Origin of the sequence: Mesorhizobium sp. YL-MeA3-2017 (assembly GCF_030814575.1) — a bacterium.
GTDB lineage: Bacteria > Pseudomonadota > Alphaproteobacteria > Rhizobiales > Rhizobiaceae > Mesorhizobium > Mesorhizobium terrae.
Genome location: NZ_JAUSVH010000001.1, coordinates 3,351,109 through 3,369,797 on the forward strand (window position 1 = coordinate 3,351,109; position 18,689 = coordinate 3,369,797).

Here is an 18,689-nt window from a genome sequence, read left to right on the forward strand (position 1 = left end):
CCCGGCCGTCTGACTACAATGGCTTCAGCCGGATGGTATGACCGGCCAGATCTACGAGTTCGATGCCCGGCCAGGCGGCACCTACAGGATGGCACTGACCTATCGCCGCGATCATCCGAACGCGGGCAAGACATCCGAGGACACGGATGTCGTCGAGGGCAGATTCGTCGACTTAGTTCCGAATGAGCGCGTGGTTCAGGTCGTTACGTTCGAGTCAGACGATCCACGATTTGCAGGCGAAATGCCGATGACGTGGAGCATTTCACCGATGGAAGGCGGCGCCGAAGTCTCGATCATCGGCGAGAACGTGCCGAGCGGAATAAGCAAAGTCGACCACGGTGTTGGACTTCGCTCGACCCTGGAAAATCTCGCGCGCTTTGTCGAATAGAGACGTATGTGCGTCGGTGCCGCCTCCGGTCATCCTCGAACGACTGGAACACGGCTGCTTACTCCGATCTTCCGCTTGCGCATTGAAATACAAGCGTCATCGATGAGTTTAGGCAGATCGCGGCGCGCCACACTCCGGTTCGTACTTTCAAACTACCCACACCGTTAGCCATTCCGCGGACTAATTGCGCCGCAGCGCCCCTTTCGGTGGGAAACCCGTCAAGCAACCAGCGAATCCGGCCGACCGCTAGAAATTCGCTGCATGGGCTGGCGTGGCGCCAACTCTTGGTATATCTGATATCTCAATAACTCTTGGAATGTTGAGATGACAATGCACGAAAAGCAGGCCCTCGACGCCTTCGCCGCGCTTTCGCAGGAAACAAGGCTCCGCATCGTCCGTCGTCTGGTGACAGCCGGCCCCGAAGGGATGTCCGCTGGCGCCATCGGAGAGGCGATGGACAGCGCGTCCTCCTCGCGCATGTCCTTTCACCTTAGCCATCTCGAACAGGCGGGGCTTGTCGAGTCCCGGCGCGAAGGGCGGTCGATCATGTACAGCGCGGCTCTGGTGACGCTCTCCAACCTTGTCGCATTTCTCATGCGCGACTGCTGCCAGGGCCATCCCGAGGTGTGCAATCCGGCTGTCGCCGCGCTGTCCTCCTGTTGCGAACCCACGAAAGGCGCTTCCCATGTCTGATGCAGATCAGCCTGACCGCATCTTCAATGTCCTTTTCCTTTGCACCGGCAATTCGGCCCGATCGATCCTCGCCGAGAGCATTCTGACCAAGGACAGTGCCGGCCGGTTTCGCGCGTTTTCCGCTGGCAGCCAGCCCAAGGGGGACGTCAATCCCTTCGCGTTGAAGGTGCTGAAGAGCTTCGACTATCCCGTCGGGGGCTTCCGCTCAAAGAGCTGGGAGGAGTTCGCGGGGTCCGACGCTCCCGTCATGGATTTCGTGTTCACGGTTTGCGACAACGCCGCCGGCGAAACCTGCCCGGTCTGGCCGGGCCAGCCGATGACCGCGCATTGGGGCATCGAAGACCCCGCTGCTGTGAAAGGTTCCGACATTCAGAAGGAAGCAGCCTTCGTCGCCGCGTTTCGTTACATGAAGAACCGGATCTCCGCTTTTTCAGCATTGCCGGTGTCGAGCCTCGACAAGGCTTCGTTGCGCGCGAAGCTCCTGGAAATCGGGCAATCGGACGGCACGTCCTCGCCTCGCAACAGCGCAGCGTGAGATCGGCCATGGACGTTATCATCTATCACAACCCCGAGTGCGGCACCTCGCGCAACACTCTGGCGATGATCCGGAACGCCGGCATCGAGCCGCATGTCATCGAATATCTGAAGACGCCGCCGTCGCGCGCGCTAGTGATGCAACTCATTGTGCGCATGGAGATCTCCGCTCGGGCGCTTCTGCGCGAAAAGGGCACACCCTACGCGGAGCTGGGCCTTGCCGATCCGGCGCTGACCGACGATCAGCTTCTCGATGCTATGATGGCGCATCCGATCCTTATCAATCGGCCGATCGTCGTCAGCCCCAGGGGCGTCAAACTCTGCCGGCCTTCCGAAGAAGTGCTCGATCTGCTGCCGCCGCAGCAAGGCGAGTTCACGAAGGAAGACGGTGAGCGCGTTATCGACCAGCAAGGCCGCCGCATCGCGACGGCTTGAGGAAAACCATGTCTACCTTTGAACGCTACCTCACCCTCTGGGTCGCGCTCTGCATCGTCGTCGGCATCGCGTTCGGCCATATGATGCCGGGCGTGTTTCAAGCAATCGGCGTGGCAGAAATCGCCAACGTCAATCTGCCGGTAGCGGTGCTGATCTGGCTGATGGTCATTCCGATGCTCCTGAAAATCGACTTCGCCGCGCTCGGCGAGGTCGGCCGCCACTGGCGCGGCATCGGCGTGACGCTGTTCGTCAATTGGGCGGTGAAGCCTTTTTCCATGGCTTTGCTCGGCTGGCTCTTTATCGGCTGGCTGTTCCGGCCCCTGCTGCCCGCCGACCAGATCGACAGCTATATCGCCGGCCTCATCATCCTCGCCGCCGCGCCTTGCACAGCGATGGTATTCGTCTGGTCGAACCTGACCAAGGGCGAACCGCATTTCACGCTGAGCCAGGTGGCGCTTAATGACGCGATCATGGTGGTGGCCTTCGCGCCCATCGTGGGGCTCCTGCTCGGCCTGTCCGCGATCACGGTGCCATGGGGCACGCTGATATTGTCGGTGGTGCTCTATATCGTGATCCCGGTGATCGTCGCGCAGATCGTGCGCCGCCACCTCCTGGCGAACGGCGGGCAAGCCGCGCTCGACCGGTTGCTCGCGAAGCTCGGGCCGGTTTCGCTAGTCGCGCTGCTGGCGACGCTGGTGCTGCTGTTCGGTTTCCAGGGCGAGCAAATCATCGCGCAGCCGATGGTGATCGCGCTGCTCGCCGTGCCGATCCTGATCCAGGTCTATTTCAATTCCGGTCTCGCCTATCTGCTCAATCGAATATCAGGGGAACAGCACTGCGTCGCTGGCCCTTCGGCTCTGATCGGCGCGTCCAATTTCTTCGAGCTGGCCGTAGCGGCCGCCATCAGCTTGTTCGGCTTTCACTCCGGCGCGGCGCTCGCGACCGTCGTCGGCGTGCTGATCGAGGTGCCGGTCATGCTCTCCGTCGTGTGGATCGTGAACCGCTCCAAGGGTTGGTACGAGCGCGACGGGAAGGCCGCGGCTGTTGTGGAGGCAAACCGTTGACCTTGCCAAACCTCCCTAATGTCGATGCCGATTGTATCGCTGTGCCGCGCATTGATCGACTGCGGGCAACACCCTCGACCCATCCGCCTCGCATTCTGTTGCTCTACGGTTCGCTTCGCGAGCGGTCCTACAGCCGGTTTCTGACCCAGGAGGCCGAGCGACTGTTGAAGAACTTCGGCGCGGAAACCCGTATCTTCGATCCGCATGGTCTGCCGCTGCCAGATGGAGCGGAAGTCGATCATCCGAAAGTGCGCGAGTTGCGAGAGCTATCGCTCTGGTCGGAAGGCCAGGTCTGGACAAGTCCGGAGCGTCACGGCGCCATGAGCGGAGTGATGAAGGCACAAATCGACTGGATACCCCTGTCGGTCGGCGCGGTTCGTCCAACGCAGGGCCGCACCCTTGCCGTCATGCAGGTTTCCGGTGGTTCGCAGAGCTTCAACGCCGTCAACCAGATGCGCGTGCTCGGCCGCTGGATGCGGATGGTGACGATTCCAAATCAGTCATCCGTTGCCAAGGCGTACCAGGAGTTTGATGAAGCGGGCCGAATGAAGCCGTCCTCCTACTATGACCGGGTGGTCGATGTGATGGAGGAACTGGTCAAGTTCACGCTGCTGACGCGCGATGTCTCCTCGTATCTCACCGACCGCTACTCCGAGCGCAAGGAAAGCGGTGAGGCCCTGATGCGGCGAGTGAATTTGGTAGCAGCGACCTGAGCTTCTAGGTTGCTACCAACTGGTCGGCATGTCGCAACATAGCGCGTTGTCGGCGGTGAGCAGAACCAGCTTCAACGCCAGTCGGCTATTCGGCCTGCCCACCGACATCCTCCGAAATCTCCTGGCTCAGCTTCGGTCCCTTGGCCAGCCGACGGCCGAGCGCGACGACGAATTGATCATAGCGTTCGCCGGCTTTGGCGCGGGCGGCCTGCGCGGCAGGTTCCGGCAAAGCCGGCGTGGTTGCGACCCAGAAGCGCACGAACACGGCGAGCATCTCGACGGAGATGCCGACATCGCGCTCCATCCGCGTCATACGGCGATCGAGCTGGTCGAGCCGCTTGGTGATCGCCGCCTCCTGTCGCTCGGCCGCATCCGGCGAGAGGAAGGATTCAATGGCAGCCTCCGCCACGAGCGATCGGGAATGGTCGCGCCGCGCGGCATGTTCGGCGAGACGACGCATCACGGCCGGATCAAGATAGACCGACAGCCGCTGTTTCCTGGGAGGTTTCGTCATGGCGACCTCACAGCTCCATGCCGTCGCCGGGATCGAGCGAGACCTGTCGCGCGACGCCCTGCATCATCCGGTTCATCCGGCTATTGCGGACCGCATCATCCTCGGCGTCGTCGGCAAGGCCGATCTCAAACTCGTTCTCGATCGGCGCCTTCTTCTCGACGGGCTTCACGCGGTTCAGCTCGGGTTGCTGACGACGTTCGGATTCGGTCGGATCTTCATCGCCGATTTCCGCCGCCGGCTTCGCCTCGGTCACCTCCGGCTGGGCCGGGAGCGGCAGCGCCGTCCAGTCGTCGGGCCGAGCCTGTCTTGGTGGCACGATCGTCGGCGGCATCAGGATGCGTTCCTTGAAGCGCGCATCGTCGTAGTAGCGCGCCTTCTTCGCCCGGATCGGCGGCGTGCCCGCGACCATGACGATCTCGTCGGTCGGCGGGAGCTGCATGATCTCGCCGGGGGTGAGCAACTGCCTGGCCGTCTCGGATCGAGAGACCATCAGATGCCCAAGCCAAGGCGACAGCCGATGCCCGGCATAGTTCCGCATTGCCTTCATCTCGGTCGCGGTGCCGAGCGCATCGGATACGCGCTTGGCGGTGCGCTCGTCGTTGGTCGCGAAGCTCACCCGCACGTGGCAGTTGTCGAGGATCGAGTTGTTCGCGCCATAAGCCTTCTCGATCTGGTTCAGCGACTGCGCGATCAGGAAGCTCTTGAGGCCATAGCCCGCCATGAAGGCCAACGCGGACTCGAAGAAGTCGAGTCTGCCGAGCGCCGGAAACTCGTCCAGCATCAGCAGGAGCCGATGGCGGTCGGCCTTCGCCTGCAGGTCCTCGGTCAGGCGTCGGCCGACCTGGTTGAGGATCAGCCGGATCAGCGGCTTGGTGCGGTTGATATCGGACGGCGGCACAACGAGGTAGAGCGTCGTCGGGTGCTTCCCACCCACGATGTCGGTGATCCGCCAGTCGCAGCGCCGCGTCACCTCGGCCACCACGGGATCGCGATAAAGGCCGAGAAACGACATCGCGGTGGAGAGCACGCCAGAGCGCTCATTGTCGCTCTTGTTGAGCAGCTCGCGCGCGGCGCTGGCGATGACGGGATGCGGTCCCGCCTCGCCCAGATGCGCCGTCTTCATCATCGCCGCCAGCGTCGACTCGATCGGCCGCTTCGGATCGGAGAGGAACGCAGCAACGCCGGCGAGCGTCTTGTCCTCCTCCGCATAGAGAACATGGAGGATGGCGCCGACCAGCAGTGCATGGCTGGTCTTTTCCCAGTGGTTTCGCTTCTCCAGCGATCCTTCGGGATCGACGAGGATGTCGGCGATGTTCTGAACGTCGCGGACTTCCCACTCGCCGCGGCGCACCTCGAGCAGCGGATTGTAGGCCGACGATTTTGCGTTGGTTGGATCGAACAGCAGCACGCGGCCGTGCTTGGCGCGGAAGCCCGCCGTGAGCTGCCAGTTCTCGCCCTTGATGTCGTGAACGATGGCCGAGCCCGGCCAGGTCAGCAGCGAGGGCACCACCAAACCGACACCCTTGCCCGATCGCGTCGGCGCGAAGCACAGCACGTGCTCCGGCCCGTCGTGGCGAAGATACTCGCGCTCGTATCGGCCGAGCACGACCCCATCGGCGCCGAGCAGGCCGGCGGCATCCACCTCCTTCTTCTCGGCCCATCGCGCTGAGCCATAGGTTTCGACCTTCTTGGCCTCGCGCGCGCGCCAAACCGACATGCCGATCGCGACGGCGATCGAGATGAAGCCGCCCGATGCGGCGATGTAGGCGCCTTCGACAAAGATCGCGGGGGCGTAGGCGTCGAAGCCGTACCACCACCAGAAAAACGAAGGCGGCAAGTAGAAGGGAAAGCCGAACAGCGTGAACCACGGATGCCCAAGTTCTGGCTGGAAGGCGAGACGCCAGGCCACCCATTCGGTCGCGCCCCAGGTCGTGACCAGCACGATGGCGAAGACGGTGAGAATCTGGCCCCAGAGAATTTTCGTAGCGGACATGGCGGAGATTCTTTCTGCGAGGGTTCAGAGGCCGAGGCCGCGCTTGCGGCCGAAACTCCAGTCGATGCCGCCGTCATCGCGGGCAACGCCGGAGACGTGGCGGCCGAGTTGCTTTTCGAGGGAGGGCGTCCAGGGCACGAGCTGGAAGCCGAGACCGTCGTCCAGCATGGCGAAGCGGCCCGAGGCGAGCGTGAAGCGCTGACGGTAGGAGCCGGCGATATATTCGCCGCTGGCCGCCCGATTGAACGGCTGGCCGGTCTCACCGGAGAGTTTCTCGCCGAGCGCCTCCAGCTCGCGGCGGCGCAGGGTGTCGATCAGATTGCGGGTGAAGGTGACGCGCTGGCCGTGCCGCTCGCCGAAGCCCTGTCCGACCAGGTGATTGGCGCGGCGCTCCAAAGCGTGTCGAACCTCGGCGCCGAACCCGCCCTCGGACAACGCAGCCGGCTCGCGGGCGATATTCTGCCGGTCGAGCCAGGTCGCGCCCGACGCGGTGATCTGGCGGTCGATGTCGAGGTCGGAGCGGACGGCGATCGCGACGCGGCGCTGGCCCTGGGCGTCGTCGAACCGTCGAAGCTCCACGATCGAACCGGGCGAGCTGTCGCCGGCCGCGTCGAGGTCGGGCAGCTTGATGTGATGGGTGCGCCCGTCGACCCCATCGACCACGGCATAGGCCGTGCCCTTCAACTCGTCGTCGAGGCCGCGATCCACCAGCCTGCCGATAATAGGCGTGTCCAGACTCTCGGCCGCCAGCACATAGCTGGCCGAGCCGCGTTCGATGCCGCGATCGGTCAATGCCCGGTGCATGCGTTTGATGATGTCGCCGCGCTGGCCGAGCTCGCGCAGCGTCGCCTCGGCCCTGCCGTCGATCATCCACTGGCCGGGGCCAACCTGTTCGGCGAGACCAAGCGTTTCGAGCTTGCGCAGCCGCCCGACCTTCAGCGCATGATATTCATCGGGCCTGGCGCTTTGGTCGGGCGCCATGTCGATGACGCCTCCGTCGCGGCTATCGCGAACGAGCTGGCGGTCGAGCTGGGTCCAGCGTTCGGTGTCGACCTGGCGCTCAAGGCTGCGGCGGATGTCGAGATCGGTGCGCGGCCCAAGTTCCTGGGTGATGAGATCACGCGCTCGATCGCGCATCCCTTCCTTGATGTAGTCGCGTGAGATGACGAGATCCTGCCCGTCGTCGCGCAGGCCGCGCACGATCAGATGGACATGGGGATGCTCCGTGTTCCAGTGATCGACGGCGACCCAATCGAGCTGAGTGCCGAGGTCCTTTTCCATCTGCCCGGCGAGATCGCTGGTGAAGCTGCGGAGATCCGCCATGTCCATCGCGTCGTCGGGCGAGACGATGAAACGGAAGTGATGGCGGTCTTCCTGACACCGCTCGGCGAAAGCCTTGGGATCAGCGTCATCGCCGCCGGGACCGAACAGGTGAGCCTTCTCCCCATCACGGGTCACGCCCTCGCGGCGGAGATAGTTGAGATGTGTCGCGAGCGGCGCAGAGCGGGACGTCTGGCGCACGACGCGCGACTTGATCACAGCGCCGCGCGAGCGGGAGTTGATCAGCCTATTCGCCTGGATGCTCGCGCGCTGGCCGCGGCCGAAGCGGGAGCGGTTGCCAGGCACGATGCGGCCCGAGCGGGAGATGCCGGCGCCCGCTTTCTTAGCGGCGGCGAGCGCTTGCGCGATGAAGGGCCTGGCGCGCTGCGCGCTCGATGAGCGGATGCGGCCGGGCCGGATGCGAAAATCGTCCTCGCCGCTCATGGCCGAGACCCTGCACATCGTATCAAGGTTCGGAAATCATAAGAAAAGTGGCTTTGCCGCGAGGTGCGCGGAAATCTCGCACCTCGCGAAAGCGGGGCATAACCTCTTGAAAAACCACAACCAACCGAAGCCGCACCTCGCGGCCTTTTATCCTGCCATCGTCCGGTTGTATTGCCTGCCTCCACCTCTAACGCACCCCATGACACGCCGGAGCCCGCTATCGTGCGATCGGGAACCTGGTCGCTCACGGCGCATTCCTCCTGCCCGAGCGCGGGACGAACAGCCCGTCCGACTGCGGCTCGATGGCGGAGACATCGCGCACAGATGATGTCATCGTCGCAGCACCTGGCGCGCGCTCGGCCGGCACGGGATCAGCGGCCGGTCTGCGGTCTGGCAGCGCGATGAACAACGGCGCGCGTGTCCAGGCCAAGGGATCGGCTGCGGCGACTACGATCGGGCCGGCCGCATCGCCGCCGCCCACGGCCGGCGCGACGATGGCGACATAGGCGCGCGTTTCCGCAGGCAGTACGCGGCCCTTCAGCGAGTACTCGTAGCGGCCAGGACCGGCATTGTAGGCGGCGATCCAACCGGGAGATCCGTATCGGTCGAACAGCTCGCGGATGTAGCCGGCGCCGGCGATGATGTTGTCATGCGGATCATAGGGATCGGCGCCGAGACGGTGGCGAAGGCGCAAGCCCGCCCATGTCTCCGGCATGATCTGCATCAGCCCCATCGCGCCCTTCGACGAGATGGCGCGCGGATCGCCGGCGCTTTCGGCACGCATCACGGCCCTGATCCATGCGATCGGAACGCTGAAGCGCCGCGACGCCTCGGCGATGTGATCGGCATAGGAATCGCGCGGCGACGGACGGGCGATCGGTACACCCTGCGCCATCGTGACCGCCGGCATAGCGCTCACGAAGGTAAGGCCGGAAAGGAGAAGGAGAGCCATGCGCCGGGCAGCGCGAAGCGGCCAGGACGCAGTCGAACGGCTCGTCGATTGGCGGCGAGCACGCATCGCTCAATCCTTCTCGCCGCGATCGCGCGGGCGCGACCAGTGCAGCGACCAGGCGTTGCCGGCATCGTCGTCGCGGAACAGGTTGGCCCGGATCGGATGTGGCAAGGCCGGATCGTCGATCAGCAGCGCGACATATTCGCCGGCCTTCTCGCCGGAGCGTTTCCATCCGGCGCCGATCTCCCCGCCCGGCTCGTTGTTCATGCCGTCGAAGACGTGGACGCGATACTGAGGTGCATTCTCGACGTCGGACGGTTCGGCAGCGATGATGATGACGTCCTGGTTCAGGACCAGCGTTGTCAGATGTCCGATGAAGCCTGCTTCGTCGCGGGTAAATGTGCCGATCTGTGGCATGATGGTCTCCTTGGCGGTGCGGTTGGGAAAACCCTCGGCGAGCACCGCTCCCGCCGATGGGCAAGCGGTCAGCGTGTCGGCGCGCGCCATGCGAAGCGGCCACCTCCGTCCTCGTCGGTCCACAGCGGGACCGCTCGGCCGATGATCTGGTCGGTCGAGATCAGGCCGAAGTAGCGGCCGTCGAGGCTGTCGTGGACCTGCCAATTCATCAGGAAGACTTCGCCGGTATGGACACGGCGGCAGCCCTGCCACACGGGCAGTTCGCGGCCGGCGCGATCGCGCTCGAGCGCCGCGCCGACCTCGACCCCATCCACCGTGATGGTGAGGTTCGAGCGGCAAACGGTCTGTCCGGATACCGCGAGGATGCGCTTCATCAGCGGCACGCCCTTGGGCAGGTAGCCGCGTTCCGCGAGAAAGGTCGCGAGCGGCTCGGGCGCATCGACGGCGACAAGATCGGTGACTTCAAATGGCCCGTCGAAGTCGATTGTGTAGAAGCCGATCGGCGCGCTCGCCGATGCGTTCCAGATCAGCTTGATCGGCATCGGCGTTAGGCCGGGATAGCCGACGCCAAGCGCCGCGAGCGTTGTCGCGAGGAGAAGTCCGGCGCGGCTCACGGCTCGGCCCTCCGACGCAGAAGGAACGCGCGGTGATGTTCGAGCGTGTAGGCGCGCGGCTCATCTCCGGCGGTCAGCCGGTTGTGGACGTGCCGCCAGTGATCGGGCGAGACGGCCTCGGGATCGCTGCCGGCGCGCTCGATGGCGTCGATCGCCTGCAGCACCCGCTCGACTTTCGGCCAGCTCTCGACCTTGAGCAGGATGTCGCCGCCGGGACGCACGAAGGGCAGCGTCTGGTAGGCTTCGCCACGCGCGACGGCGCGCACGATGTCGATGCGCGAGATGATCGTGCCGAAGTCGTTTGACGCCCAGCGCACGAAGGCGAAGACCGCGCCGGAGCGAAACGACAGGGTACGCCGGCGTCGATCGAGGATCTGTTCGTGGGCGTGCGAACCGAAGCGAATCCAGTTCTCGATTTTCTTCTCGACCCAGGTCAGCTCGACATGGGTAAGATTGTTTTGCGGGAGCGCAGTCGGCGTCGGGCCGCCGCGCACGCGGGGGGCCGCGGCGTCGGTCATGAAGGTTCTCCTTCGATGGGTGGGAATTCGCGCGCGAGCAGTTCGCGCAGCATGTCGGCGACAGTGACTCCGCGCTGGAACGCGATGATCTTGATGCGCCCCCGCAACTTCGGCGTGATGTCGATGGTTAGGCGGGCGGTGAAGCCCGCCGCATCGGCCATGCGAGCCGGTTCAGTCTCAGCGGCCTTGATCCAGGCGTCGGGATTGGTCGGGCGCGATGCGAAGCCGCGCCGTTCGGATCGCTCGTTCATGGCGCGATCCTTTCGATCTCGGTGACGAGCGCCGCGATCTCGCGCGCGGCAGGACCGTCATCGTCGATCTCGAAAGCAAGGCGACCGGACTGCGCAGCGTCGGCGTAGATGACGCGCTGCCCAACTGTCGTGCGCAGCACTGGCGGATCGTGGTCGGCCAGCGTCTCGGCCGTTTCGCGGGCGATGACGGTGCGCGCGCCGCAGCGGTTGAGAACGAATCGGGCGCGCAGCTCCGGCCGGTAGATGCGCGCTTCCGATAGGAGCGCCAGCATCTCGGCCGATGCCCAACCGTCGAGCGGCGACGGCTGCACTGGGATCAGTACAAGGTCGGCGGCAAGCAGCGCCGAACGCATCAGTCCGGCGACGCGCGGCGGCCCGTCGATGACGACGTGATCGACGGGCCGCGCCAACTCCGGCGCCTCACGATGGAGCGTATCGCGCGCCAGGCCGACGACGCCGAAGAGGCGCGGCGCCTGCTCGCGGGCGCGTTGCTGAGACCAGTCGAGGGCCGAGCCCTGCGGGTCCGCATCGACCAGCGTGACCCGCTTTCCCTTGCCGGCCCATTCGCCAGCGAGGTGCAGCGCAAGCGTCGTCTTGCCGACACCGCCCTTCTGATTGAGCAAGGCCACGATCATCGCCGTCCTCCCGATCGACGATCGAGGGGGAGTTGCGGCGTCGCGGCCGTCTCGCGTTTACCCGCGTCAGCGCCGGCGACGGTAGGTCGGGATGCACGCCCTTTGCCGGTCGCGCTGAGCGCAATTGCAGCGCGCCGAACGAGGTTTTCCACCTCGCGCGCGCGCTCTTCAAAGTTAGATTCTATGTTAGATTCTAAGTTAAGGGCGCGAATTTCGCTTTCCGTGCGGTGGGTTAGGCCCTGTTTGGGTTCCCGTTGGCACGAGGGGGCGGTTCCTGATGGCACGTGCTTTCGGGTTCCCGATAGCACGAAGCCCTTCACAGCTTTTCCACAGGGCGTCGGTTCGAAAGCGAGCAGTGTCCGGCCGTCAGTCTCGATCTCCAGAAACAGCGTGTAGCCTGGAAGCGGCTGGCGGCGGATGATGTCGCGAAGTTCGAAGGCGAAGCGTTTGAATGGCGACAGCGCGCCGGATTTCTGGTGGAGGTGGCGGAAGTCGAACCGCCAGCCATTGCGCTGGCGCCCGCCGTGCTTGCGCACCAGTCGATAGAGCCAGCGATCGAGCCCGCCCGTGAGATCGAAATAGGCCCGGTCGATCGTGAGCACGAGCGCGTCGTCGAGAACGGCCTGATAGAACCAGTCCGGCACGATCATCTCGATACCGTCCGGCTTGCCGTTGCGGTTGGTGCGTTCCTTCCACTCGTTGATCCACGAGAAGCGGTGACGCCGGCCTTCGGCGGCTTGGCGGATCGAGGTGCTGACCGTCGTCGATTGGAGGCGGTCCAGCGCGGCCTTCAGGCGCTGATAGTCACGCAAGGACGTGCCGCGTCCGATGAACTTCAGGATTTCATAGGGGGTGGCGACCATCAGGCGCGAGGTACGCAAGCCTGTATCGCGCGCCTCGACGATCTGGCTCGCAGCCCAGATGAGGATGTCGGCGTCCCAGATGGTCGCCATGCCGTGATCGGGCACGGCCTCGACGCGGATCGACACATCGCCGGCAGCGAAGTCGATCGGCGCGACGCGGTGAGATTTGGAGAGTGAGAAAAACGGATAGGCCATGAGATCCTGCGCGTCTCGGGCTGCGAACTCGCCGGGGAGCGCACGGAACAGATCGAGCTGCCCGCGCTCCGAGGGGGACTGGTGTCGCGCCGCCATTCGGGAATCCGGGGGCGGTCAGCGCGCGTATCGTCCGGCATGTGCCGGCGGCGCAGGCGTATGGCGCTTGGCCGGAAGCACGCTGCCGCGCGGATCGGAGGTGGAGGTCACGGCGCCGCGCTCGGCCCAGGCTTCGAGATCGTCGACGGCATAGACGACGCGGCCGCCGAGCTTGCGGTAAGCCGGGCCGGTGCCGTAGGTCCGATGCTTTTCGAGGGTACGGGCCGATAGGCTGAGGAATTCGGCGGCTTCCTTGGTGCGCAGGTAGCGCGGCGGGAGAACGGCGAGATCAGGTCGCATGAGAGGGCCTCCGTGGGTTCGTTGGGGCCGCCGGGAAGCGGCGGGTAACGAAGGCCACGTTGGCGAAGCAGGACCGGCGAGATGCAGGGCGAATTCGGGGGGTATCAAATTCGCCCACCATGGATTGTGGGCCGATCGGCTAGGTCTGCCTGCGATGACGAAGCAGCGAACGATAGCCGCCCGCGATCATCGCGCGGGCGTCACGCAGCAACGATTTGATGGCGTGGCGCGCGGAGGATGCCTGCCAGTCGTCGCGATCGAGAGGGCCGAGCCGAAATATGACCTGCGCGATCTCTTGCTGGGTCGTGCCCGCGCGGTAGCCATCGAAGGCTTGCAGCATCCTTCGCAATCGTGCCCGCTGCTGGAGGGTCAGGCGTGTGTCCGGTGGAATGGCGCGGCGATGGAGGGCGGCGAGCAGGCGGCCGATGGATTCAATCTGGTCAAACCCATCAAGACCGAGGGACACAAATGCGCCGAGAGGCTTGTCCGGCGACGCGTTGTTGGCATGAACGAGCTGGACATGCTGGCCGTTGCCGAGGTCGTAGAGCAGGTTGGTCTCGCCGTCAGCGGTAACGGTAATGGCGGCGTCGATCGTCGGCTGTTGTTCAGTGCTTGCGGAAAGGACATCGGGCGGCTCGCCAAGAACGATGGCGCTTGTATCCTCGCGGGGGAGCCAGAACACCGGCGCTTCGGGCGGGGCCTGCAGTGGGTCCACCGGGAAATCGTAACCCCCAACGTTGCCGGATCTTCTCGGTCAGCGGACGTGGATCGACCTTGTGATCGTTGAATGCCCGGAAATCCCTGTCGTAGGAATCGTTGCGGCGGAGCCATTCCCACGCGAGGTCGGATGCGGTCATGTCATCGACATGATCGTAGCCCTTGGGCGAACGCCAGCCCGATGCATCTGGTGTCATCGCGATCCTCCCGTAGTCTTTTGAACTTGTGGGAGAGTCAGGATTCCCGGCTGGGTTGTTCTACGGAAGTCAGGCAGACGGCAAAGGGTGATGCCGAAACGGCATCGCGGCGATCACTGCGCCGAGCGGACCAATTCGCGATAGCCGTGTTCGGTCATCCAGCGCGCACGTTCCAGATGCGTGTCGTGGATTTGGCGGCAGCGCTGCGGTTCGCGGGCTGGGTCGAGACCAAAGAGGATCTGGACGGCCTCCCGCCAGTCGGCGCCATCGCGCGCCGAGTCGAGCAGGCGCAGATAGAGAGCCATATGCTCGCGATCGTAGGTCGTGAGCGTTTGGCTGATCGGTGGCGCGTCAAGAAACGGCGGCATCGTTTGTCCCATGGAGCGACTATATTCGCGTGGAAAGCATTCGTTAACACATGCGCCTGGTTATCTTGTGACAAAGGGCGACGGACGATGCCCGCGACGTGACAGGAGGATCGCTAGCGCTTTGCTGGTCGATCATCCCGCTCATGGAGCAACAGCACCCCTTCACCCTTGTCGGTGGAGAGCAGGACGATGCCGGCTGCCTCGAATGCCCTGCGAACCTGATCGCGCGTCGTCTCATACACCTCCAATCCATTCTCGGATTCGAGGCGCTTGAGCGCGGTCAGCGATGTCCGGGCCTTGTCAGCGAGCGTCTCCTGTGTCCACCCCAGCAACGCGCGCGCGGCCCGTGATTGTCGGGCGGTGATCATGCATGATCACCTCCCACCGACGCGAACGCACCTGCCAGAACTACGACTTCTCTATTCGGGCCAATCGGATAGCGAGGCTTCCCGCGCGCTCCGCTGGCTCATTTACATACTATAGTTGATAAACTCAAAGTATGTAAATCACGATCCTCCTGCGCATGGATATGCGCAAATTGGTCGGCCGGAACTTCGCCCGCCTGCGTCGGGAGAAAGGCCTGACCCAGGAAGAGGTCGAAGCGCGCTCCGGTTTCAGTCAACAGTATCTCAGCAGCCTTGAACGCGGCCGGAGGAACCCGACCGTGATCACGCTTTATGAATTGGCTCAGGCCCTCGGCGTCAGCCACATGGAATTGGTCCGGCCCGACGATCAGCTTTGAGCCGTATTCCCGCGAGGATCATGCTTCTCTTCGTGGTCGGCACGAGGCCGCCACAGGATGGGATCAGAAGAGCCGGCGGAGCAATCTATAATGCGGCTTCGCGTTGGACATGCCGACGCTGCCAAGTCGTATTTGCGAACTCACCGTCCCTCGTCCCCTCGCAGGGAGACGCCTCAGTCAGACTTGCGCCTGACCGAACCTATGTCAGAGGAGCGGCGGCCTCTGGCCGCTTACCCCAGTCGAACTCAGTTCCATCCACCCACATGCGATGCAGTATGACACCGATGCGGCGAGCGAGGGCGACGATCGCCTTCTTGTGGCCTCGACGTCGCGAGACCTGAGCAGCCCAAGCCTTTAGGGTGGACCAGCGTTTTACGCGAGTCAGTAGCACCTGTGCTGCCTCGTAGAGCGCGCTGCGCGTCATGGCGTCACCCCATCTCGAAATGCGGCCGGTGCGATCCACTTCGCCGGATTGGTGCTTGCGCGGCGTCAGACCAAAATGGGCACCAACGGTTCGCGACCGAGTGAAGCGAGATGGGACATCGACCGTTGCCCGGAAGATGAGCGCTACGAGCGGGCCGACCCCCGGCACCGTCATAAACCGGCGCGAAACAGTGTCGTCCCGCGCGAGACGGACAAGCAAATCGTCCAACCGACCGAACTGCTCCCGCAGCGATCGCCGCGCCAACAGGACCGTATCAGCGACTATGTGTAGGTCGCTTCCTGCGATCAGTTCCCGTACTCGCGGCTCGAAATCGCGCGCCGTGACTTTGCCGAGGTGATATCCGAAGTTTCGGATGAGACCACGGATTTCATTTTCAACATCCTGGAGCTTGTTTCGCAGGAGTTGGCGGGCCGTCAGGACGGTCCGAAGGCGCTGGCTTGTCGGCGTCTTGACGTGGACGGGTTTGAAGAGGCCGACGCGCATCATCTGCGCGATTCCGCGCGCATCATGCCGGTCGGTCTTGTTGAGTTGCGCGGAGAGAGCCGCCTTCATGTGCCGGGTCTCTACACACACGATGGGAATGCCGGCTTCGGCTAAATGCCCATAAATGTGCTGAGACAGCATCCCTGCTTCGAGACCGACGCGGACGACTGGAAGCGGGAGCGACAGGATATGCTGCGCAATCTCTTCCGGATTGGATGAAAGCTTTCGTTCATGCGCTACCTGCCCATCGGCGTTGACAACGCAGAGATTGATTGTTCGGGCGGAAACATCCAGCCCAATATAATAGCTTTGAGACATGCCGAACTCCTCCGAATCAAGAGTCGACACGTCTCATAACCAATCTACAGACCATTTTGTAAACTACGACTATTTCAGTCGTTCTCGGGACTAGACTGGCCCTTGGGCCGCGACGAGCCATCACCTATTGCATCGTGCGCCTCCTTCAGGATATTCCAGCCACCCTTGAGCACGATGCCGCCAACCAGCAACCCGATGATTAGGTCAGGCACCGGGGACGCGAAGAACATGACCGCGGCACCCGACGCGACAATGCCGGCGTTCGCCAGCATATCGTTCGTCGTAAAGATCCAGGACGCTTTGAGATGCACACCTCGATCCCGATGCGACCGCAGCAGTTTTAAGCAAACTACATTCAGCGCGGCATTGGCGAGAGCCGTGACGATCATGGCGAGGCCGATTGGCTCGGCACCCACGAAGAAACGGCGAAGCACCTCCACGAACAATGCAAGTCCAAAGGCGATCAGAAGCAAACCCGAAAGACGCGCCACTCGCACCTTTGCCACGATCGTCCGGCCGACGGCATAAAGGCTGACGGCATAAACGCCGGCATCTCCCAAATTATCCAGGGCGGCACCCAAGAGACCTGTCGAGTCTGCGATAACGCCGACGACACCGGCCACGATCACCTGCAAGAAGTTTATGGCAAGAACCCAGATAAGAGTCCTGCGTTCGGCGGCATTGCTCGCGTCAAGCTCGATTTCACCTTCTTCTTGTTGTTTTTCACTCATACACGTTTCCGATATTTTGCATCTCAAGTGAAATAGCCCAAAGCAACCGCCCAGATGAGTACGATACCGAGAACACCTCGGTAAATAACAAACGGCCAGGCGGAAAAACGCTCGAGAACGCGCATCAGCCCCCAAATCGCACAGAACGCGGAAATAGAAGCCACGACGAGCCCGACAAGAAGTAGTGACCAGCCGTCGGCGGAAAGCTGCACTTTGTGGAGTTCCCAGAGCTCCTTGAAGCCAGCCAGGGCGATTGCCGGCAGGCCAAGAAGGAATGAGAACCGCGCCGCCTCATCTCGCTTCAGGCCGAGGGCGAGCGCCGCAGTCAAAGTCGAGCCTGAACGCGAAACGCCAGGAATCAGCGCTCCGATTTGAGCAATTCCCACGATCATTGCATCGATGGCCGATGTGTTCTCAAGCGTTCGTCGGTGCCGGGCAAAAATCTCCGCGAGCGCCAGGAGGACAGCCATGACGATGCACGCCCAGCCGATGACTTCGAGAGTACGAAGCGGCGAGCCGCACGCGTTCAACGCTCCAGACAAGGAAAGGCCGGCAATACCGATCGGGATCGTGGCAAGGAGAATTCCGACCGAGAAGCGGAAGTGTCGATCTCGGAAATCCCGATTTGCGACGGCACGCAGCGAATTGGTGGCTAGTTGGCTCACGTCGCTCCAGAAATAACTGACGACTGCAGTAAGCGCTGCAAGCTGCATGGCGGCTGAAAAGGCTGAGCCAGGATCCTGCCAACCGAGCAGCGCAGGCACGATCCGCATATGGGCGGTCGAAGAGATCGGTAGCAACTCGGTGATGCCTTGGACAAGTCCGAGCAGGGCGACCTTGCCATAGCCTAGCGCCACGAATCCGGTGTCGACGCCTTGAGTACACGCTCCCGTCATTCTGGCTCCCGGTTGTTGCGCGGCGCGGGCGCGCCCCGATGAATCACGCGCCAAAGTTCGGCGGGGGTTCTGAAGCCGACTGACGAGTCGCAGCAATTCGCGGCAGCCAGCGAGTCCCTCAACCGATCGCTCCCAGCATCGGAAACGTCATCAGCATCCAAATGGCGATCTCCTGCAACCTCCCGGTCATCATCAAAACGCCGACGCCGATCATGACCGCACCACCGCCGATGTTCAGCGCGGCACCGACGCGGCGCATGCGCTTCAATGCGGCTGCCGCGTTTCCCATGAAGAGGGCCGTGAGTAGAAACGGCACACCGAGGCCGAGGCCGTAAGTTCCGAGAAGAATCGCGCCGTTGCCTGATGACGTCGCGGTTACCGTGAGGATGGAGCCCAATACCGGGCCAATGCAGGGCGTCCAGCCGAAGGCAAAGGCGACACCCAGCAGGAAGGCGCCGACCGGTCCATTGACCTGGCGCGGTCCGTTCCATCGGCGGTCGGTCATGAGTATCGGGAGGCGAAGGAGCCCCGTCATCGCCAAACCGAAGACAATGACCAGAGCTCCGCCGATCAGGTTGGTTTCCATCTGGAAGCGTTGGAGAAGGCCGCCGAGGGCCATCGCGCTGACTCCAAGCAGCACGAATATGGTCGTGAACCCGAGCACGAACAGCAGCGCAGGGCGGAAGATGTGAAGCCGGGATACCGCATCACTGCTGCCGGTCGTGCCGGCGCCACCAGCGACATAGGACAGGTAGCCCGGCACGAGCGGCAGGACGCAGGGTGAAAGGAAGGAGATAGCGCCGGCAGCGGCCGCTGTCGCCAGCCCGAGCAACGATATTTCCAGCGCCGCCAT

The 18,689-nt window shown here is 63.4% G+C and carries 25 protein-coding genes and 1 pseudogene; 7 read left to right on the forward strand and 19 right to left on the reverse strand.

Going from position 1 to position 18,689, the window contains the following annotated elements; genetic code table 11:
• Nucleotides 1–28: 28 nt before the first annotated feature.
• The 6 genes and pseudogenes from QFZ88_RS16095 to arsH form a co-directional block, all read left to right on the forward strand.
• A pseudogene (locus QFZ88_RS16095) lies at nucleotides 29–388 on the forward strand (SRPBCC domain-containing protein); the annotation flags it as partial.
• A 330-nt stretch (nucleotides 389–718) separates the two neighbouring features.
• Nucleotides 719–1,081: an ArsR/SmtB family transcription factor gene (locus QFZ88_RS16100; protein WP_024922529.1), complete on the forward strand. Its 363-nt coding sequence runs from the start codon at nucleotides 719–721 to the stop codon at nucleotides 1,079–1,081.
• A complete protein-coding gene (locus tag QFZ88_RS16105) occupies nucleotides 1,074–1,616 on the forward strand; it encodes an arsenate reductase ArsC (RefSeq protein ID WP_024922530.1) in 543 nt (180 codons plus the stop codon). Before QFZ88_RS16100 ends, QFZ88_RS16105 begins: the two co-directional genes overlap by 8 nt.
• Nucleotides 1,617–1,624: 8 nt before the next feature.
• The gene (arsC, locus tag QFZ88_RS16110; RefSeq protein ID WP_024922531.1) at nucleotides 1,625–2,050 is read left to right on the forward strand and encodes an arsenate reductase (glutaredoxin); all 426 of its coding nucleotides are present in this window, start codon (nucleotides 1,625–1,627) and stop codon (nucleotides 2,048–2,050) included.
• Between the two features lie 8 nt (nucleotides 2,051–2,058).
• On the forward strand, nucleotides 2,059–3,114 hold the full coding sequence (arsB, locus tag QFZ88_RS16115) for an ACR3 family arsenite efflux transporter (RefSeq protein ID WP_024922532.1): 1,056 nt from the start codon (nucleotides 2,059–2,061) through the stop codon (nucleotides 3,112–3,114).
• Nucleotides 3,111–3,827, forward strand: coding sequence for an arsenical resistance protein ArsH (gene arsH, locus QFZ88_RS16120; RefSeq protein WP_024922533.1), 717 nt, complete (start codon nucleotides 3,111–3,113; stop codon nucleotides 3,825–3,827). Before arsB ends, arsH begins: the two co-directional genes overlap by 4 nt.
• A gap of 85 nt (nucleotides 3,828–3,912) precedes the next feature.
• On the opposite strand, the gene QFZ88_RS16125 is transcribed toward arsH, so the two are convergent.
• The 15 genes from QFZ88_RS16125 to QFZ88_RS16195 form a co-directional block, all read right to left on the reverse strand.
• A complete protein-coding gene (locus tag QFZ88_RS16125; RefSeq protein ID WP_024922534.1) occupies nucleotides 3,913–4,341 on the reverse strand; it encodes a ribbon-helix-helix protein, CopG family in 429 nt (142 codons plus the stop codon).
• Nucleotides 4,342–4,348: 7 nt separating this feature from the next.
• On the reverse strand, nucleotides 4,349–6,334 hold the full coding sequence (locus QFZ88_RS16130) for a conjugal transfer protein TraG (protein WP_024922535.1): 1,986 nt from the start codon (nucleotides 6,332–6,334) through the stop codon (nucleotides 4,349–4,351).
• 24 nt (nucleotides 6,335–6,358) lie between these two features.
• Nucleotides 6,359–8,098: a relaxase/mobilization nuclease domain-containing protein gene (locus QFZ88_RS16135; RefSeq protein WP_024922536.1), complete on the reverse strand. Its 1,740-nt coding sequence runs from the start codon at nucleotides 8,096–8,098 to the stop codon at nucleotides 6,359–6,361.
• Between the two features lie 244 nt (nucleotides 8,099–8,342).
• Complete coding sequence (locus tag QFZ88_RS16140) at nucleotides 8,343–9,050, reverse strand: lytic transglycosylase domain-containing protein (RefSeq protein ID WP_204367397.1); 708 nt, start codon at nucleotides 9,048–9,050, stop codon at nucleotides 8,343–8,345.
• Nucleotides 9,051–9,119: 69 nt separating this feature from the next.
• A complete protein-coding gene (locus QFZ88_RS16145) occupies nucleotides 9,120–9,467 on the reverse strand; it encodes a DUF736 domain-containing protein (protein ID WP_024922538.1) in 348 nt (115 codons plus the stop codon).
• 68 nt (nucleotides 9,468–9,535) lie between these two features.
• Nucleotides 9,536–10,081, reverse strand: a complete 546-nt coding sequence (locus QFZ88_RS16150) for a S26 family signal peptidase (protein ID WP_024922539.1) — start codon at nucleotides 10,079–10,081, stop codon at nucleotides 9,536–9,538.
• A complete protein-coding gene (locus QFZ88_RS16155; RefSeq protein ID WP_024922540.1) occupies nucleotides 10,078–10,599 on the reverse strand; it encodes a DUF2840 domain-containing protein in 522 nt (173 codons plus the stop codon). The genes QFZ88_RS16150 and QFZ88_RS16155 overlap by 4 nt, the downstream gene beginning before the upstream one ends.
• Entirely contained in the window at nucleotides 10,596–10,850 is a 255-nt protein-coding gene (locus QFZ88_RS16160; protein WP_024922541.1) for a hypothetical protein, read from the reverse strand. Before QFZ88_RS16160 ends, QFZ88_RS16155 begins: the two co-directional genes overlap by 4 nt.
• The gene (gene parA, locus QFZ88_RS16165) at nucleotides 10,847–11,485 is read right to left on the reverse strand and encodes a ParA family partition ATPase (RefSeq protein ID WP_024922542.1); all 639 of its coding nucleotides are present in this window, start codon (nucleotides 11,483–11,485) and stop codon (nucleotides 10,847–10,849) included. Before parA ends, QFZ88_RS16160 begins: the two co-directional genes overlap by 4 nt.
• A complete protein-coding gene (locus QFZ88_RS16170) occupies nucleotides 11,482–12,639 on the reverse strand; it encodes a replication initiator protein A (protein WP_024922543.1) in 1,158 nt (385 codons plus the stop codon). Before QFZ88_RS16170 ends, parA begins: the two co-directional genes overlap by 4 nt.
• 18 nt (nucleotides 12,640–12,657) lie before the next feature.
• Complete coding sequence (locus tag QFZ88_RS16175) at nucleotides 12,658–12,939, reverse strand: helix-turn-helix transcriptional regulator (protein ID WP_006022608.1); 282 nt, start codon at nucleotides 12,937–12,939, stop codon at nucleotides 12,658–12,660.
• A 139-nt stretch (nucleotides 12,940–13,078) separates the two neighbouring features.
• Entirely contained in the window at nucleotides 13,079–13,654 is a 576-nt protein-coding gene (locus tag QFZ88_RS16180) for a DUF2285 domain-containing protein (RefSeq protein WP_024922544.1), read from the reverse strand.
• Nucleotides 13,545–13,853, reverse strand: coding sequence for a transcriptional regulator domain-containing protein (locus QFZ88_RS16185; protein ID WP_081766815.1), 309 nt, complete (start codon nucleotides 13,851–13,853; stop codon nucleotides 13,545–13,547). The genes QFZ88_RS16180 and QFZ88_RS16185 overlap by 110 nt, the downstream gene beginning before the upstream one ends.
• A gap of 113 nt (nucleotides 13,854–13,966) precedes the next feature.
• Complete coding sequence (locus QFZ88_RS16190; protein ID WP_024922545.1) at nucleotides 13,967–14,233, reverse strand: DNA -binding domain-containing protein; 267 nt, start codon at nucleotides 14,231–14,233, stop codon at nucleotides 13,967–13,969.
• Between the two features lie 101 nt (nucleotides 14,234–14,334).
• Nucleotides 14,335–14,589 carry an XRE family transcriptional regulator gene (locus QFZ88_RS16195; protein ID WP_024922546.1) on the reverse strand — a complete coding sequence of 85 codons (255 nt, stop codon included), beginning with the start codon at nucleotides 14,587–14,589 and terminating at the stop codon, nucleotides 14,335–14,337.
• A gap of 155 nt (nucleotides 14,590–14,744) precedes the next feature.
• Between QFZ88_RS16195 and QFZ88_RS16200 the strand changes: the two genes are divergently transcribed.
• Complete coding sequence (locus QFZ88_RS16200; RefSeq protein WP_024343470.1) at nucleotides 14,745–14,963, forward strand: helix-turn-helix domain-containing protein; 219 nt, start codon at nucleotides 14,745–14,747, stop codon at nucleotides 14,961–14,963.
• 199 nt (nucleotides 14,964–15,162) lie between these two features.
• Here the strand turns inward: QFZ88_RS16200 and QFZ88_RS16205 are convergent, their stop codons facing one another.
• From QFZ88_RS16205 to QFZ88_RS16220, 4 genes are all read right to left on the reverse strand, one after another.
• Nucleotides 15,163–16,209, reverse strand: a complete 1,047-nt coding sequence (locus QFZ88_RS16205; protein WP_024922547.1) for an IS110 family transposase — start codon at nucleotides 16,207–16,209, stop codon at nucleotides 15,163–15,165.
• 74 nt (nucleotides 16,210–16,283) lie between these two features.
• Entirely contained in the window at nucleotides 16,284–16,940 is a 657-nt protein-coding gene (locus QFZ88_RS16210) for a cation transporter (RefSeq protein WP_024922548.1), read from the reverse strand.
• Nucleotides 16,941–16,963: 23 nt separating this feature from the next.
• A complete protein-coding gene (uppP, locus tag QFZ88_RS16215; RefSeq protein WP_024343496.1) occupies nucleotides 16,964–17,836 on the reverse strand; it encodes an undecaprenyl-diphosphatase UppP in 873 nt (290 codons plus the stop codon).
• A gap of 118 nt (nucleotides 17,837–17,954) precedes the next feature.
• Nucleotides 17,955–18,689, reverse strand: coding sequence for a cytochrome c biogenesis CcdA family protein (locus QFZ88_RS16220; protein ID WP_024343497.1), 735 nt, complete (start codon nucleotides 18,687–18,689; stop codon nucleotides 17,955–17,957).

Coding starts and splice junctions, on each gene's coding strand:
- QFZ88_RS16100 (WP_024922529.1), top strand. CDS start 719: ATGCACGAAAAGCAGGCCCTCGACGCCTTCGCCGCGCTTTCGCAGGAA.
- QFZ88_RS16105 (WP_024922530.1), top strand. CDS start 1,074: ATGTCTGATGCAGATCAGCCTGACCGCATCTTCAATGTCCTTTTCCTT.
- arsC (WP_024922531.1), top strand. CDS start 1,625: ATGGACGTTATCATCTATCACAACCCCGAGTGCGGCACCTCGCGCAAC.
- arsB (WP_024922532.1), top strand. CDS start 2,059: ATGTCTACCTTTGAACGCTACCTCACCCTCTGGGTCGCGCTCTGCATC.
- QFZ88_RS16125 (WP_024922534.1), bottom strand. CDS start 4,341: ATGACGAAACCTCCCAGGAAACAGCGGCTGTCGGTCTATCTTGATCCG.
- QFZ88_RS16130 (WP_024922535.1), bottom strand. CDS start 6,334: ATGTCCGCTACGAAAATTCTCTGGGGCCAGATTCTCACCGTCTTCGCC.
- QFZ88_RS16135 (WP_024922536.1), bottom strand. CDS start 8,098: ATGAGCGGCGAGGACGATTTTCGCATCCGGCCCGGCCGCATCCGCTCA.
- QFZ88_RS16140 (WP_204367397.1), bottom strand. CDS start 9,050: ATGGCTCTCCTTCTCCTTTCCGGCCTTACCTTCGTGAGCGCTATGCCG.
- QFZ88_RS16145 (WP_024922538.1), bottom strand. CDS start 9,467: ATGCCACAGATCGGCACATTTACCCGCGACGAAGCAGGCTTCATCGGA.
- QFZ88_RS16155 (WP_024922540.1), bottom strand. CDS start 10,599: ATGACCGACGCCGCGGCCCCCCGCGTGCGCGGCGGCCCGACGCCGACT.
- QFZ88_RS16160 (WP_024922541.1), bottom strand. CDS start 10,850: ATGAACGAGCGATCCGAACGGCGCGGCTTCGCATCGCGCCCGACCAAT.
- parA (WP_024922542.1), bottom strand. CDS start 11,485: ATGATCGTGGCCTTGCTCAATCAGAAGGGCGGTGTCGGCAAGACGACG.
- QFZ88_RS16170 (WP_024922543.1), bottom strand. CDS start 12,639: ATGGCGGCGCGACACCAGTCCCCCTCGGAGCGCGGGCAGCTCGATCTG.
- QFZ88_RS16175 (WP_006022608.1), bottom strand. CDS start 12,939: ATGCGACCTGATCTCGCCGTTCTCCCGCCGCGCTACCTGCGCACCAAG.
- QFZ88_RS16185 (WP_081766815.1), bottom strand. CDS start 13,853: ATGACACCAGATGCATCGGGCTGGCGTTCGCCCAAGGGCTACGATCAT.
- QFZ88_RS16190 (WP_024922545.1), bottom strand. CDS start 14,233: ATGGGACAAACGATGCCGCCGTTTCTTGACGCGCCACCGATCAGCCAA.
- QFZ88_RS16195 (WP_024922546.1), bottom strand. CDS start 14,589: ATGATCACCGCCCGACAATCACGGGCCGCGCGCGCGTTGCTGGGGTGG.
- QFZ88_RS16200 (WP_024343470.1), top strand. CDS start 14,745: ATGGATATGCGCAAATTGGTCGGCCGGAACTTCGCCCGCCTGCGTCGG.
- QFZ88_RS16205 (WP_024922547.1), bottom strand. CDS start 16,209: ATGTCTCAAAGCTATTATATTGGGCTGGATGTTTCCGCCCGAACAATC.
- QFZ88_RS16210 (WP_024922548.1), bottom strand. CDS start 16,940: ATGAGTGAAAAACAACAAGAAGAAGGTGAAATCGAGCTTGACGCGAGC.
- uppP (WP_024343496.1), bottom strand. CDS start 17,836: ATGACGGGAGCGTGTACTCAAGGCGTCGACACCGGATTCGTGGCGCTA.
- QFZ88_RS16220 (WP_024343497.1), bottom strand. CDS start 18,689: ATGGCGGCGCTGGAAATATCGTTGCTCGGGCTGGCGACAGCGGCCGCT.